Consider the following 13,407-nt stretch of genomic DNA (forward strand, 5'->3'; position numbering starts at 1 on the left):
GCCATGTCCGAGGTGGCGGGGGCGGGATCACATGAAGGCGTGACGTTGACGGTGGACGAACTGTCGGCGCGGGTCGGTATGACAGTGCGCACGTTGCGGTTCTACGCGGGCCGGGGCCTGATCCCGCCGCCGATCCGGCGCGGACGCGTCGGGTACTACGGACCCGAGCACATCGCCCGGCTCGACCTGGTCCGCGAGCTGCAGGCGCACGGGTTCACGCTGCAGGCGATCGAGGGGTACCTGGACCGGATCCCCTCCGACGCGACGCCGCAGGACATCGCGCTGCACCGCACTCTGCTGACGCCGTGGATGCGCGACCTTCCGGAAACGCTCGATCGGGCGGCGCTGGTCCGGCGTACCGGCCGGGAGTTGAGCGACGACGACATCGAGATGCTGGTCGCGCTCGGCGTGGTCGAGCCGACGCCGGACGAGGACGTGTTCCAGGTCGCGACCGCGCATCTGTCGCTCGGCGTGGAGCTGCTCGACCTGGACCTGCCGGTCGAGGCAGTGCTCGCCGCCGGCCGGATCTTCACCGAGCACGGCCGCGCGATCGCGGAGGAGCTGACCGAGGTGTTCCGTACCAAGGTCTGGCCGCACTACCGCGATTCCGGCGGACCGCCCGAGCACATCCAGCAGCTCGTCGAGCGCTTCAAGCCGGTCACGATCCAGGGCCTCGTGCTGGCCTACGAGCGCGCCGTCGGCGAGACCCAACGCGACACGATCCGCCGCACCCAGAACAAGCGCCGCTAGCCGGTGACGGCGAACCCGGACGTGCCGGTCGGTGGCTCGTCCGTCACGTCGACCCGGTCGACGCAGGCGTGCGGTGGGCCGTGGTGCGCCCACTCCACCATCTGCCGGACGCCGTCGTGAGGCCCCTCGAACAGCGCCTCGACAGTGCCGTCGGGCCGATTGCGGACCCACCCGGCGACACCCGCCTCCTGCGCCGCGCGGCGGCACGACGCGCGGAAGAAGACGCCCTGGACCTGTCCGTGGACGACGACCCGGCGGGCGATCACGTGCTCGGAACGCGGAGGTACGTCAGGCCCCGAAGGTCCAGGTAGGTGTCGTTCGGAGTGCTGACCACGCGAAGCAGGACCGCGTCGCAGCCGGAGCAGCGGGCGACTGTGCCCGGTGCGTTGACGTAGACGTGGGACTCGGCGAAGACGTTGGTCTGGCCGCAGCTGTTGCACTGGGCGATCGCCGCGGTCAGGTCGACGGCGAACAACTCACTCAGAGCTCCGGCGGCGGCGTTCCCATCAAGGTGATTCATCCGAATCGCTCCGTTCTGATTCTCGCCGGGTCGTGACCGGCCGCGACCAGCAGGTCGGCGACCGCTTCCACGAACGCCGTCGGACCGCAGACGTACGTCGTCGCGCCGTCCGTGGGCTTGTACACGTACTGCTCGAGAAGCTCCGCGTCGATCCGCCCGACGCGGGGCTCCCCCGCCGGCGCCTCCCGCGTGTACACCAGATGGACGTCGACGTCGTCGGACGCCGCGAGCTCCTTCAGGTCGTGGACGTAGATCACCGACTCCGGGCGGCGTACGGAATACAGCAGCCTCATCGGTGTCGACGTACCCGAGGCGGCTTGCAGCATCGACCGCAGCGGCACGACACCCGACCCGCCGCCGATCAGCTGGACCGGACCTTCCTGGCCGGGCTTCCACACGAACCACCCACCGACCGGGCCGCGAATCTCCAGCGGATCGCCCGCCTTCAGGACGTCGACCAGGTACGGCGACACCTCACCGTCGGGCACCTTCTCAACGGTCAGCTCGATCGTGTCCGCGCTCCATGCCGAGGCGATCGAGTACGACCGGGAAGCGCGGTAGCCGTCCGGCGCGGTCAGCCGTACGTCGAGGTGCTGCCCGGCCAGATGCCCCGGCCAGTCCGGTACTTCGAGCACGATCGTGCTCGCGGTCGCGGTCTCACGCCGTACGTCGGCGACCGTGGCGACCTGCCACATCAGTCGCCGGCGTATCGCTGTTCTTTCCATGGGTCTCCGTACTCGTGGTAGCCCGCGGTCTCCCAGAAGCCGAGGTCCTCGGTGTCGGACAGCACCAGGCCGCGGACCCACTTGGCGCTCTTCCAGAAGTACAGATGCGGGACGAGCAGCCGGGCCGGTCCGCCGTGCTCCGGGTCGAGCGGCTCGCCGTCGAACTCGTAGGCGATCCAGGACTGCCCGTCGAGCAGGTCCTCGAGCGGCACGTTGGTCGTGTAGCCGCCGTAGCTGTGCGCCATCACGAAGTCCGCGCCGGTCTCCACGTCGGCGAGCAGCGTGTCCAGCGAGACGCCCTTCCAGGTCGTCTGCAGCTTGGACCACCGCGTCACGCAGTGAATGTCCTTCGTGATCTCCTCGGCGGGCAGAGCCATCAGCGCGGCCCAGTCCCACTTGTACTGCTCACCGGTCTCCGTGGTGACCGTGAACTCCCAGTGCTCGGTACGGATGTGCGGCGTCGGACCGGCCGACAACACCGGAAACTCGTGCGTCAGATACTGCCCCGGCGGCAGCTCCGTCCCGTCGCGGCGCCGACCCGTGAACCCCGGCGAAACTGTGCTCATGCCGTCCCTCCCTCGGTCCGGGGCCGAAGCCCTGATGAGGCATCGTACGTCCCGCGTCCCTAGACGCCCATCGTCCGGCCGATGATCTCCTTCATGATCTCGGTGGTGCCGCCGTAGATAGTCTGGATCCGGGTGTCGAGGTAGGCCTTGGCGATCGGGTACTCGGTCATGAAGCCGTAGCCGCCGTGCAGCTGGAGGCAGCGGTCGACGACCTTCTTCTGGAGTTCGGTGGTCCACCACTTGGCCATCGCGGCCTCGGCCACCGTGAGCGTACCGGCGTTCAGTTCCTGGATGCAGCGGTCGACGAAGACCCGGGCGATCTGGGTCTCGGTGGCAATCTCGGCGAGCACGAAGCGGCTGTTCTGGAACGAGCCGATCGGGCGGCCGAAGGCCTTGCGGTCCTTCACGTAGCCGAGGGTGTCCGCCAGCATGTTCTCGCAGGCGGCGGCTGCGACGACCGCGATCGTCAGACGCTCCTGGGGCAGCTTCTCCATCAGGTAGGCGAAGCCCTTGCCCTCCTCGCCCAGCAGGTTGTCCACCGGGACCCGGACGTTGTCGAAGAACAGTTCGGCGGTGTCCTGGGCCTTGAGGCCGATCTTGTCGAGGTTGCGGCCGCGTTCGAAGCCGGGCATTCCGCGTTCGGCGACGAGCAGCGAGATTCCTTGAGCACCGGCCGACGGGTCGGTTTTGGCGACCACGATCACCAGGTCGGCAAGGATCCCGTTCGAGATGAACGTCTTCTGGCCGTTCAGCACATAGTGGTCGCCGTCGCGGCGTGCGGTGGTCTGGATTCCCTGGAGGTCACTGCCCGCGCCCGGCTCGGTCATCGCGATCGCGGTGATGGTCTCTCCCGAGCAGAACGCCGGCAGCCAGCGCTTCTTCTGCTCGTCGGTCGCGTAGTCGAGCAGATACGCCGAATTGATGTCGGTGTGAATGGTGAACCCGACGCCACTCGCCCGGACCCGGGTCAGTTCCTCGATCAGCACCGTGTTGAACCGGAAGTCCCGCGCGCCGCCACCGCCGTACTCCTCCGGCATCATGAAGCCGAGCAGACCCGCCGCTCCGGCGGCCTCCCACAACGAACGCGGGACGATGCCGGCCTGCTCCCACGAGTCGTGGTGCGGGACGATCTCCCTCTCACAGAAGGCCCGGACGGTCTCCCGGAAGGCGTCGTGATCGGCATCGAAGAGCTGACGTTCCACGGGGCGGTTCCTCTCAGATCAAGCTTGGGTGGCGGCGCCGGAGGTCAGCAGTGCCTCGACGTCGGTGATCCCCCAGTCGGCGAGCGCCTCCCGGGTGTGCTCCCCCGGCCGCGCGGGCGGCCGGTCCAGGCGGGTCGGCGTCCGGTCGAAGCGTGGCGCCGGGGCCGCCTGCCGGACCCCGTCCACCTCCACAAAGGTGCCGCGGGCAACGAGATGGGGATGGTCGCCGGCCATCGGCAGGACCGGCGCGACACACGCGTCCGACCCGTCGAAGAGCGTCGTCCACTCCGCCTGGGTCCGTTGCCGGAACGCCTCGGTGAGTACCTTTCGCAGCTCCGGCCACTGCGCCTGATCGTTCCGGTCGGGTACGTCCACGCCGAGCTTGTCGATCAGCTCGGCGTAGAACTGCGGCTCGATCGCCCCGACCGCGACATGCTTCCCGTCCGCGGTCTCGTACACGTCGTAGAACGGCGCACCCGTGTCGAGCAGATTCGTCCCGCGCTCCTGGCGCCACGTCCCGGCCGCGAGCGCACCGAGCAGCATCGTGGTCAGGTGCGCCGACCCGTCCACGATCGCCGCGTCCACGACCTGCCCCAGTCCGCTGCGGCCGGCCTCGTGCAGCGCCGCGAGTATGCCGATCACCAGGTACAGGGACCCACCCGCGAAGTCGCCGAGCAGGTTCGCCGGCACCTGCGGCGGGCCGCCGGCGCGGCCGATCAGGTGCAGCGCGCCCGACAACCCCAGGTAGTCGATGTCGTGCCCGGCCGTCTGCGCGAGCGGACCGTCCTGCCCCCACCCGGTCATCCGCCCGTACACGAGTCGTGGGTTCACCGCATGACAGTCCGCAGGCCCCAGCCCGAGCCGCTCGGCGACCCCGGGCCGGAAACCTTCGACCAGTACGTCGGCCTGTGCGACCAGCCGCCGTACGACGTCCACGGCCGCAGGCTGTTTCAGATCGAGCGCCGCGCTCCGCCGCCCACGGTTGACCAGGTCGAGCTCGGGCGGCCCCATCGACAGGCCGCCACCGGGGCGATCGATCCGGAGTACGTCGGCACCGAGCTCCGCGAGCAGCATGCACGCGAACGGCGCCGGCCCGATCCCGGCCAGCTCGACCACCTTGACGCCCTCGAGTGGACCCATGCGCGCCATTTTGACAGTCCCACTGTCACAATCGTCAAGCGAGCCGCCGCGCCCCGGCAAGCGCGCTCAGCGGGATCAGCACCATCAGCGCCAGGATCACGGCCAGCCCGGTCGACAGCACCACCGAGCCCCCGTCCAGATGACCCAGGTGGAAGAACAGGTGCGGGCCGGCATACGCGAGGTAGGCGATCAACGCGACGACGGTCAGGAAGCGGTCGAGCCGGATCGCGGCCGCCGCCAGCACGATCCCCAGGCCGAGACTCGCGCCCCCGAAGTCGTGAAAGAGGTGGTCGCTGTACGGCGGCGTCCAGTTGACCGTCGGCACGTGGTCGTAGAACGTTTTCGGCACGATCGACAACCACAGCCCGAGGAGCAGCTCGAAGACAGCGAAGACGACCAGCACTGTGCGGACGTAGGTCCTCATCGCAGGTAGTCCGTGAAGGTGAGCTTTCCGTATTCCGGGCCGTCGACCGTTGCGTCGCCGGCGGCGAAGGCGCGGAACGTCCGTCCTGGCAAGCGCAGCGGTACGACTGGGCGCCGGATCGCGCGAGCCTGTTTCCACATGTGCGCGAGGTCGACCACGGATCGTCGCTCCGGGCCGCCGATGTCGGTGGCCCGACCGTTCAGCGGCGGTTGCTCGACCAGCTCGGCGAGCCGGTCCGCGACCTCCTCGACCGCGATCGGCTGCAGCGGCACCGCCGGCGCGAACACCGCCGGAAGGAAGCGCTGGGCGCTGAGAACCATGTCGACCAGGTTGTGGAACTGAGTCGCGCGCAGGATCGTGTACGGGACGCCGGACGCGGCGACCAGGCGCTCGGCCTCGAGTTTGTAGCGGTAGTACGGCAACGGAATCCGGTCGATGCCCGCGATCGACATCACGATCAGGTGCTGTACGCCGGCGGCCGCGGCGAGCAACTTCCGCGCCTGCTCGACGTCCCGCTTGCCCTGGCTGGTGGCGAGGTGCACGACGATGTCGAACCCGTCGAGGGCCAGCCCTTGACCCGTCGTGAGGTCGCCGACGACGTGATCAGCCCCGGATTTGCGGCTCAGGACCCGTACCCGGTGTCCTTGGAGCCGGGCGACGGTCGGCCGGCCGAGGGTGCCGGTGCCGCCGGTGACGAGGATGGAGCTCATATCGGTTGGTGTCCTTTCAGTCACCAGCTCAGATCCGACAGCCCTCCGATCTGTGACAGCTGCCCGGTCGCGAACGCCAGCTTCTCCGGATTCATCACGAACTCGATGCGCGTCACGCCGTCCGGGCCTAGCGCGATGAACGCGATCGCCACCACTCCCTCGGGAGCGGCGGCCACCAGCGCCGGTTCGCCGTTCGCCTCGGTGAGGTAGGCCTCGACGGCGCCGCCGAAGCGCTGCATCGCGCCGGCCAGGTAGCGCGCGACCTTGTTCCGGCCGGTCACCACGTTGCGGGCCGCGGACACCCTGCCACCGCTGTCGGCCCGCGTCTGCACGTCCGCCGCCAGCAGCTCCTCCAACTCCTCGATCTTCCCGAGCCGCGCCGCCGCGACGAAGCGCTCCACGAGCTTGCGCCAGCCCTCGCGATCGACCGGCTGCTCGCGCCGCGGTTCTGCCGCCGGCTTGTCCCCGGCCAGCTTCTTCCCGGCGCGCGACGCCAGCTGCCGCGCGTTCGCCTCCGACGTACCGATCAGCTCGGCGACCTCGCGGTACCCGTACGCGAACGCCTCGTGCAGGACGTACGCCGCCCGCTCGGCCGGGCTGAGCCGCTCGAGCATGAGCAGCAGCGCGAACGACACCGACTCACGCTCCGCGACGACCTCCAGCGGTCCGAGCGCGTCGAACTGGCCGGTCAGTACGGGTTCGGGCAGCCACTGCCCGACGTACGTCTCCCGGCGCGCCCGCGCCGAGGTGAGCTGCTTGATCGCGAGGTTCGTGACGATCCTCGCGAGGTAGGCGTCCGGATCGCGCACGGTCGCACGATCGACGTCCTGCCAGCGCAGCCACGCGTCCTGGAGGATCTCCTCCGCGTCGGTCGCCGTCCCGGTCATCCGGTACGCGATGCCGAACAGCCGCCCCCGCAGCCGCTCGAAATCATCCATCCCGGAAGGTCTCCGCGGCGCGCTGGATCGTCGTGTAGAACTCCGACCAACCGGCCTCGTCGAGCATGGACGCGTCCTTACCGCCCTGGCCGTCGATCAGCTCGCGGACGATGTCGGCGTGCCCGGCGTGGTGCGCGGTCTCGTCGACGACCCGGACGAGCAGCGCGCCGAACGTCGTACCGCGCTGTCCCTCGGCCCAATGCGGTACCTCTGCCGGGTGGTCCAGGTCGAGCTCGGCGATCGAGCGGTCGCTGTGCGCGCAGGCCTCGCGGTAGAGCCCGGTGATGTACTCCGTCGACTCGTCCGGCTTCGCCCACATATCGGCGCCCTCCCAGACCGAGCCGTCCGCCTCCCACGGCAGTACGTCGGCCGGTGGGCGGCCCACGCTCGTCCCGAGGTACACGTACTCGATGCCGGTCAGGTGCTTCACGAGGCCGAGCAGGTTCGTACCGGACGGGACCAGTGGGCGACGGCGATCGTACTCACTGAGCCCGTCGAGCTTGGCAAGCATCAAGGCGCGGGTTTCTTGCAGGTACTGGTGGAGATGAGACTTCACGGGGCTCCTGGGGGAACGAAGGGAACTTGCGGTGCGCCGTGCTCGATCAGGTGGAGGAGCGCGGCGGTATCGGCGTACTCGTCGATCATGTCGGCCAGCCGGTCCAGCCTGTCCTCGCGGAGGGCCGCGAACGACACGGTCCCGTCGGGCGCGGGTTTGCCGATCAGCTCGGCGACCTCGGTGAGGAACGCGTGCCGCGCCGCGTCGTCGTCCAGCAACCCGTGCCAGATCGTCCCCCACACGTTCCCCACCCGGCACCCACCCGGAAAAGCCTCGACGTCCCCGGTCACCTCGACAACCCCATGGTGGATCTCGTACGCCGTCCGTGTCGGCCGAGCAAGCACCTTCTCCCGGCCAAAGACCGTTGCGACGGGCAACAACCCCAGTCCTGGGTGCTCACCACCTGTCTCCACACCATCCGGATCGGAGAGGGAGGATCCGAGCATTTGGTACCCGCCACATATTCCTAGTACTGGAAGGCGGTTGGCGATCCTGGCCTGGAGTGCGTCGGCCAGGCCGTGCTCGCGGAGCCAACGTAGGTCGGCGACCGTGGCGCGGGAGCCGGGGAGGACTACCAGGTCGGCGTCGCGGACTTCGGCCGGGCTGGTCGTGAAGAAGACGCTGTTGGTCGGCTCCGCGGCCAGCGCGTCGAGGTCGGTGAAGTTGCTGATCCGCGGAAACCGCACCACCGCGATCGTCAACAGCTCCCCCGACGACGTACGCCGTACCGGAATGTCGAGCGCGTCCTCGGAGTCCAGCCACAGCTCCGGCAGCCACGGCAGGACGCCGTACGTCGGCCGCCCGGTCACCGAGGTCAGCATCTCGATCCCCGGCTCCAATAACGACGCGTCGCCGCGGAACTTGTTCACCAGGAACCCGCTGATCAGCTCCTGATCGGCCGCGTCCAGCAGCGCGACCGTCCCGAACATCGACGCGAACACTCCCCCGCGGTCGATGTCGCCCACGACGACCACCGGCGCCCGGGTGTGCTGCGCGAGCCCCATGTTCACGTAGTCGGACTGCCGCAGATTGATCTCCGTCGGACTGCCCGCGCCCTCGCTGATCACCACGTCGTAGCGCGACGCGAGATCGTCGTACGCCGCGAACGCCGCCTTCGCCAGCTCCGCCCGCTCGGTGAGGAAGCCGCGGGCGGTCAACTCGCCCCACGGCTCCCCCATCAGTACGACGTGGCTGCGCCGGTCGCTGCCCGGCTTGAGCAGCACCGGATTCATCGCGGCCTCGGGCTCGGCGCCCGCGGCGACAGCCTGGATCCACTGGGCCCGGCCGATCTCGGTGCCGTCCGCGCAGACCATCGAGTTGTTCGACATGTTCTGCGCCTTGTACGGCGCGACCCGTACGCCTTGCCGCGCCAGCCATCGGCACAACCCGGTGACAACGGTCGTCTTCCCGGCGTCGGACGTCGTACCGGCGATCAGCAGCGAACCCACCGGCTCATCCTAGAGGTCACCGCAGCGGGGTCGGCCCCTGGAAGCGGGTAGCGCCTCCCCTCGACGACAGCGGCTTGGCGATGTTCTCCAGCGACTTCTGCTCCGCGTCGACTCCGAAGAACCACGCGATCAACCCGCCGGCGAGCATCACGGCCGCACCGACGATGTAACCGACCGTCAGCGGTCCGCGCGCCGGGTGGTCACCCGAGCCGATCAGCGACGCGAACAGGAACGGCGCGATCACACCACCGGTCAGCTGCGAGATCGCGAAGAAGAACGAGATCGCCTGGCCGCGCAGCTCGATCGGGAAGATCTCGCTCACGGTCAGGTACGCCGACGACGCGCCCGCCGAGGCGAAGAAGAACACCACGCACCACAACCCGGTCAGCGACGCCGCGTTCAGGACACCGGCGTTGAACAACAGCGCCGTGACGAACAGGATCACCGCCGACAGCGAGTACGTACCGAGGATCATCTTGCGCCGGCCGATCGTGTCGAACAGGTGCCCGAGCAGCAGCGGCCCGGCCAGGTTGCCGATCGCGAACGGGAAGAAGTACAGCGCGACGCTGGAGTCGCTCAGGCCGAAGTACGACTTCAGCACGAGCGCGTAGGTGAAGAAGATCGCGTTGTAGAGGAACGCCTGGGTGACCATCATCGAGAAGCCGAGGAACGAGCGGCTGCGGTAGTCGCGCAGCATCACCCGGGCGATCTCACGATACGTCACCGGCGGGTAGTCGATCAGCTCGATCGCCTCGTCGTCGCGGACCTCGCGCAGCTCGCCGCCCTGCCGGCGGACCGTCGCCTCGATGTCGTCGACGGTGCGCTCGGCCTCCTCGATCCGCCCGTGCGTCATCAGCCAGCGCGGGCTCTCCGGGATGTGCCGGCGCAGGTAGATGATCACCAGCCCCATCACCGGGCCGATCAGGAAGCACAGCCGCCAGCCCCACTCGATCGGGATGATGTCCTTGTTCAGGAACACCAGGCCGACCGCGGAACCGATCAGCGCGCCACCCCAGTACGTGCCGTTCACGCCGATGTCGACGCGGCCGCGGTACCGGGACGGGATCAGCTCGTCGATCGCGGAGTTGATCGCGGCGTACTCGCCGCCGATGCCCATCCCGGCGATGAACCGGAAGACGAGCAACGACCAGAGGTTCCAGGACAACCCGGCGGCGCCGGAGAAGATCAGGTAGACGAGCAGTGTCACGATGAACAGGCTGCGCCGCCCGAGCCGGTCGGTCAGCCGGCCGAACAGCAACGCTCCGACCACCTCACCGCCCAGATAGACCGACGCCATCAGCCCCACCTCGGAGGTGGTCAGATGCAAGGTTTGTGGTTCCTTCAGCACGTTCCCGACCAGCGACACCAACTGGATCTCGAGACCGTCGAGGATCCAGGAGACGCCCAGCCCCACGACGATCATCCAGTGGAATCTCGTCCACGGCAGCCGATCCATCCGGGCCGGCACCAGACTCGGTATCGCCTTGCCCTGCTCCAACGCATGCTCGCTCATCTGCACTCCTCCCGCTGGAAAGCCCAAGAGCATGTGCCCACCAGCAACAGTGCCGAAACCGTAGGTCACGGTGGCTACAGTTGCGGGCATGGAGAACGAGATCACCGTGGTGGACGCCAAGGAGCGCAGCCGCTACGAAGCCCACGACGCGGACGGGACCCTGATGGGCTTCGTCGACTACCACCTGTATCCGGGCCGGATCACCTTCCTGCACGCCGAGACCCTGCCGGAGTTCCGCGGCCGCGGCATCGCCGGGACGATCGCCACCAAGTCCCTCGACGACGCCCGCGCGCTCGGACTCCAGGTCAGCCCGGCGTGCCCGTTCTACCAGGACTTCCTCGAGGAGCACACCGAGTACGCCGACCTCGTGAAGGGCGCGGCCGAATGAGCGCGCCGGTGCTGGGCAAGCTCGAGTGGAAGCCGGCCGCCGACGTACCGGAGCTGCTGGCCGCGCCGGTGCGGGAGGCGCTGGGTGACCTGCCGGCGTACGCGGCGCCGATCGACGCCGAGCTCGCCGACACCGCCGCGTTCTGCGCGGAGTACGACGTACCCATGGCCGCCTCGGCGAACTGCGTGATCGTGCTCGGCAAGCGGGCCGGCGAGGAGTCGTACGCCGCCGTGCTCGTGCTGGCCACCGATCGCGCCGACGTCAACGGCGTGGTCCGCAAGCACCTCGGCGTCCGGAAGATCTCGTTCACCGCGCAGGACGACGCGGTCGGCCGGACCGGCATGGAGTACGGCGGGATCACCCCGATCGGGCTGCCCGCGGACTGGCCGGTGCTGATCGACGAAGCCGTCGTCGCGGCCGGTGAGGTCGTGATCGGCAGCGGGATCCGCGGCTCGAAGCTCGTCGTCGACGCGGCCGCACTGACGAAGTTGCCGACCGCAACCGTCCTGGACCTCGCCCAGCACTGAGCGGTCCGCTGATGGACAAGGTCGGGACGGTAGTGGTCGGGGCGGGGCAGGCCGGGCTGGCCGCCGGCTACTACCTGCAGGACGACTTCGTCATTCTCGAAGCGTATGAGCGGGTCGGCGACTGCTGGCGGAAGCGGTACGACTCGCTCCGGCTGTTCAGCCTGCCGCGGTACGCGAGTCTGCCGGGGCTGCCGATCGGGACGCGTGATTGCCCGACGCGGGCCGAGATGGGCGACTACCTCGAGCGGTACGCCGAACACCACAGGCTGCCGGTGCGAACCGGCGTCCGGGTGACGCGGCTGTCGCGGGACGGCGACGGGTTCCTGGTCGAGACGACGTGCGGCGACTGGCGGGCCGACCAGGTCGTGGTCGCGGCCGGGATGCATAGCAGACCGCGCCGTCCGGCGTTCGCGGACCAGCTCGATCCGGCGATCAAGCAGGTCCATTCACTCGACTACCGCCATCCGTCCGAGCTGAACGACGGAACGGTCCTGGTCGTTGGCGCCGCCAACTCCGGCACCGACATCGCGCTCGAAGCGGTCAAGAACCACCGGACGATCCTGGCCGGTCGCCACCCGGGCCAGGTACCGGTCGACATCGACTCCCCCGCCGGCCACTTCTTCACCCCGGTGGTGATGTTCCTCTTCAAGTACGTCCTGACCCGCAGTACGCCGCTGGGCCGCATGGCGATCGCCAGGGCCCTCCGCAACGGTCTCCCGCTGACCCGCAACAAGCTCACGCAGCTCGATGCCGCAGGCATCGAACGGATCGGCCGGATCATCGGTGTCCGCGACGGCAGGCCGGTGACCGCGGACGGCGAGGTACTCGACGACGTCCGGACCGTCGTGTGGTGTACAGGCTCGGACCCGGATCACAGCTGGATCGATCTGCCGGTCTTCGACGCCGACGCCCGGCCACGGCACGTGCGAGGCGTGGCGAGCGACGTACCAGGGCTGTACTTCGTTGGCCTGGACTTCCAGTACGCGATCGCGTCGGCGAGCATCCAGGGCGTGGGCCGGGACGCTCGTTTCCTGGTCAGGCAGCTCACCCGCCGGAGCGGCGATCGGGCGGCTGCTGTGGACAGGCGGTAGCATCACCCGCTGAAATGGGTGTCGTGGGTCAGGGTGAGTGAGCAGCCGGCGGTGAGCGGCGAGGGTGGACCAACCGCGCTCCGCATCATGCTCGGAGGTCAGTTACGGCGGATGCGTGAAGCCGCCGGGTTCACGCGTGCCGACGCGGGCTGGGCGATCCGCGCCTCGGAGTCCAAGGTGAGCCGGATGGAGCTCGGCCGGGTCGGCTTCAAGGAGCGCGACGTCAGCGACCTGCTCGAGCTCTACGGGATGGGCGACGAGGACGAGCGGGTCCGGCTGATGGAGCTCGCCCGAGCGGCGAACAACCCGGGCTGGTGGTCCCGGTACGGCGACGTACTGCCGTCCTGGTTCGCGAACTACGTCGGCCTCGAGCTGGCCGCGACGATGATCCGGACGTACGAGGTGATGTTCGTCCCGGGGCTGCTGCAGACCGAGGCGTACGCGCGGGGCGTGATCCAGCTCGGCCAGAAGTTCCTGCCGATCGACGACGTGGAGCAGCGGGTCGCGCTCCGGGTGCAACGCCAGCAGATCATCAACCGGCCGAACCCGGTCAAGCTCTGGGTGGTCATCGACGAGTCGGTGCTGCACCGGCCGGTCGGCGGCGAGGCGGTAATGCGGGCGCAGATCGAGCACCTGCTGGAGTGCTCGCAGCGGCCGAACGTCACGCTGCAGGTGATGCCGTTCGACCAGATCGGCTACCCCGGTGCGGGCGGCTCGTTCAGCGTGATGCGGTTCGCGGACAGCGACCTGCCGGACGTCGTGTACATCGAGCACGCGTCCAGCGCGCTGTACCTGGACAAGATCGAAGAGGTCGACGAGTACGTCGCGATCATGGAGGGCCTGACCATCGCGGCCGACCCGGTCTCCGCGACCGAGGGCGTCCTCAAGGACGCCCTCGCCCGGATGTAG

At 68.9% G+C, this 13,407-nt stretch carries 17 protein-coding genes; 5 read left to right on the forward strand and 12 right to left on the reverse strand.

Annotated elements, in window-relative coordinates; all coding sequences use genetic code 11:
* Positions 1-3 precede the first annotated feature (3 nt).
* The gene (locus FB475_RS32555; RefSeq protein WP_238332572.1) at positions 4-750 is read left to right on the forward strand and encodes a MerR family transcriptional regulator; all 747 of its coding nucleotides are present in this window, start codon (positions 4-6) and stop codon (positions 748-750) included.
* Here FB475_RS32555 and FB475_RS32560 read toward each other — a convergent pair.
* From FB475_RS32560 to FB475_RS32615, 12 genes are read right to left on the reverse strand one after another with little or no spacing between them, the layout of a single operon-like run.
* Entirely contained in the window at positions 747-1,016 is a 270-nt protein-coding gene (locus FB475_RS32560; protein WP_141861470.1) for an acylphosphatase, read from the reverse strand. The two genes, FB475_RS32555 and FB475_RS32560, sit on opposite strands and share 4 nt — an antisense overlap.
* Positions 1,013-1,270, reverse strand: coding sequence for a DUF6510 family protein (locus tag FB475_RS32565; protein ID WP_141861472.1), 258 nt, complete (start codon positions 1,268-1,270; stop codon positions 1,013-1,015). Before FB475_RS32565 ends, FB475_RS32560 begins: the two co-directional genes overlap by 4 nt.
* Positions 1,267-1,965 carry a ferredoxin reductase gene (locus FB475_RS32570; RefSeq protein ID WP_238332573.1) on the reverse strand — a complete coding sequence of 233 codons (699 nt, stop codon included), beginning with the start codon at positions 1,963-1,965 and terminating at the stop codon, positions 1,267-1,269. Before FB475_RS32570 ends, FB475_RS32565 begins: the two co-directional genes overlap by 4 nt.
* Entirely contained in the window at positions 1,965-2,561 is a 597-nt protein-coding gene (locus tag FB475_RS32575; protein WP_141861475.1) for a sulfite oxidase-like oxidoreductase, read from the reverse strand. Before FB475_RS32575 ends, FB475_RS32570 begins: the two co-directional genes overlap by 1 nt.
* A 59-nt stretch (positions 2,562-2,620) precedes the next feature.
* The gene (locus FB475_RS32580; RefSeq protein ID WP_141861477.1) at positions 2,621-3,763 is read right to left on the reverse strand and encodes an acyl-CoA dehydrogenase family protein; all 1,143 of its coding nucleotides are present in this window, start codon (positions 3,761-3,763) and stop codon (positions 2,621-2,623) included.
* Between the two features lie 18 nt (positions 3,764-3,781).
* Positions 3,782-4,903 carry a CaiB/BaiF CoA transferase family protein gene (locus FB475_RS32585; protein WP_141861479.1) on the reverse strand — a complete coding sequence of 374 codons (1,122 nt, stop codon included), beginning with the start codon at positions 4,901-4,903 and terminating at the stop codon, positions 3,782-3,784.
* Positions 4,904-4,937: 34 nt separating this feature from the next.
* Positions 4,938-5,327, reverse strand: a complete 390-nt coding sequence (locus FB475_RS32590) for a hypothetical protein (RefSeq protein WP_141861481.1) — start codon at positions 5,325-5,327, stop codon at positions 4,938-4,940.
* Positions 5,324-6,037: an SDR family oxidoreductase gene (locus FB475_RS32595; RefSeq protein WP_141861483.1), complete on the reverse strand. Its 714-nt coding sequence runs from the start codon at positions 6,035-6,037 to the stop codon at positions 5,324-5,326. The genes FB475_RS32590 and FB475_RS32595 overlap by 4 nt, the downstream gene beginning before the upstream one ends.
* A gap of 20 nt (positions 6,038-6,057) precedes the next feature.
* Positions 6,058-6,975 carry an RNA polymerase sigma factor SigJ gene (gene sigJ / locus FB475_RS32600; protein WP_141861485.1) on the reverse strand — a complete coding sequence of 306 codons (918 nt, stop codon included), beginning with the start codon at positions 6,973-6,975 and terminating at the stop codon, positions 6,058-6,060.
* Positions 6,968-7,531, reverse strand: coding sequence for a DinB family protein (locus tag FB475_RS32605; protein ID WP_238332574.1), 564 nt, complete (start codon positions 7,529-7,531; stop codon positions 6,968-6,970). The genes sigJ and FB475_RS32605 overlap by 8 nt, the downstream gene beginning before the upstream one ends.
* The gene (locus FB475_RS32610) at positions 7,528-8,979 is read right to left on the reverse strand and encodes a cobyric acid synthase (RefSeq protein WP_141861488.1); all 1,452 of its coding nucleotides are present in this window, start codon (positions 8,977-8,979) and stop codon (positions 7,528-7,530) included. The genes FB475_RS32605 and FB475_RS32610 overlap by 4 nt, the downstream gene beginning before the upstream one ends.
* 16 nt (positions 8,980-8,995) lie before the next feature.
* Positions 8,996-10,492, reverse strand: coding sequence for an MFS transporter (locus FB475_RS32615; protein ID WP_141861490.1), 1,497 nt, complete (start codon positions 10,490-10,492; stop codon positions 8,996-8,998).
* Between the two features lie 88 nt (positions 10,493-10,580).
* Between FB475_RS32615 and FB475_RS32620 the strand changes: the two genes are divergently transcribed.
* The 4 genes from FB475_RS32620 (at position 10,581) to FB475_RS32635 (ending at position 13,407) form a co-directional block, all read left to right on the forward strand.
* Positions 10,581-10,880 (forward strand): GNAT family N-acetyltransferase, encoded by a 300-nt coding sequence (locus tag FB475_RS32620; RefSeq protein WP_141861492.1) that lies wholly within the window; start codon positions 10,581-10,583, stop codon positions 10,878-10,880.
* A complete protein-coding gene (locus FB475_RS32625; RefSeq protein ID WP_141861494.1) occupies positions 10,877-11,407 on the forward strand; it encodes a YbaK/EbsC family protein in 531 nt (176 codons plus the stop codon). The genes FB475_RS32620 and FB475_RS32625 overlap by 4 nt, the downstream gene beginning before the upstream one ends.
* 11 nt (positions 11,408-11,418) lie before the next feature.
* Positions 11,419-12,498, forward strand: coding sequence for a flavin-containing monooxygenase (locus tag FB475_RS32630; RefSeq protein ID WP_141861496.1), 1,080 nt, complete (start codon positions 11,419-11,421; stop codon positions 12,496-12,498).
* Positions 12,499-12,585: 87 nt separating this feature from the next.
* On the forward strand, positions 12,586-13,407 hold the full coding sequence (locus FB475_RS32635; RefSeq protein ID WP_141861800.1) for a helix-turn-helix domain-containing protein: 822 nt from the start codon (positions 12,586-12,588) through the stop codon (positions 13,405-13,407).

The sequence above is a fragment of the Kribbella jejuensis genome (assembly GCF_006715085.1).
Classification (GTDB): domain Bacteria; phylum Actinomycetota; class Actinomycetes; order Propionibacteriales; family Kribbellaceae; genus Kribbella; species Kribbella jejuensis.

What these genes read in the sequence shown, in the direction of transcription:
- FB475_RS32625 (WP_141861494.1), top strand. Translation starts at nt 10,877, where the DNA reads ATGAGCGCGCCGGTGCTGGGCAAGCTCGAGTGGAAGCCGGCCGCCGAC.
- FB475_RS32595 (WP_141861483.1), bottom strand. Translation starts at nt 6,037, where the DNA reads ATGAGCTCCATCCTCGTCACCGGCGGCACCGGCACCCTCGGCCGGCCG.
- FB475_RS32615 (WP_141861490.1), bottom strand. Translation starts at nt 10,492, where the DNA reads ATGAGCGAGCATGCGTTGGAGCAGGGCAAGGCGATACCGAGTCTGGTG.
- FB475_RS32570 (WP_238332573.1), bottom strand. Translation starts at nt 1,965, where the DNA reads ATGTGGCAGGTCGCCACGGTCGCCGACGTACGGCGTGAGACCGCGACC.
- FB475_RS32575 (WP_141861475.1), bottom strand. Translation starts at nt 2,561, where the DNA reads ATGAGCACAGTTTCGCCGGGGTTCACGGGTCGGCGCCGCGACGGGACG.
- FB475_RS32585 (WP_141861479.1), bottom strand. Translation starts at nt 4,903, where the DNA reads ATGGGTCCACTCGAGGGCGTCAAGGTGGTCGAGCTGGCCGGGATCGGG.
- FB475_RS32555 (WP_238332572.1), top strand. Translation starts at nt 4, where the DNA reads ATGTCCGAGGTGGCGGGGGCGGGATCACATGAAGGCGTGACGTTGACG.
- FB475_RS32590 (WP_141861481.1), bottom strand. Translation starts at nt 5,327, where the DNA reads ATGAGGACCTACGTCCGCACAGTGCTGGTCGTCTTCGCTGTCTTCGAG.
- FB475_RS32635 (WP_141861800.1), top strand. Translation starts at nt 12,586, where the DNA reads ATGCTCGGAGGTCAGTTACGGCGGATGCGTGAAGCCGCCGGGTTCACG.
- FB475_RS32620 (WP_141861492.1), top strand. Translation starts at nt 10,581, where the DNA reads ATGGAGAACGAGATCACCGTGGTGGACGCCAAGGAGCGCAGCCGCTAC.
- sigJ (WP_141861485.1), bottom strand. Translation starts at nt 6,975, where the DNA reads ATGGATGATTTCGAGCGGCTGCGGGGGCGGCTGTTCGGCATCGCGTAC.
- FB475_RS32565 (WP_141861472.1), bottom strand. Translation starts at nt 1,270, where the DNA reads ATGAATCACCTTGATGGGAACGCCGCCGCCGGAGCTCTGAGTGAGTTG.
- FB475_RS32630 (WP_141861496.1), top strand. Translation starts at nt 11,419, where the DNA reads ATGGACAAGGTCGGGACGGTAGTGGTCGGGGCGGGGCAGGCCGGGCTG.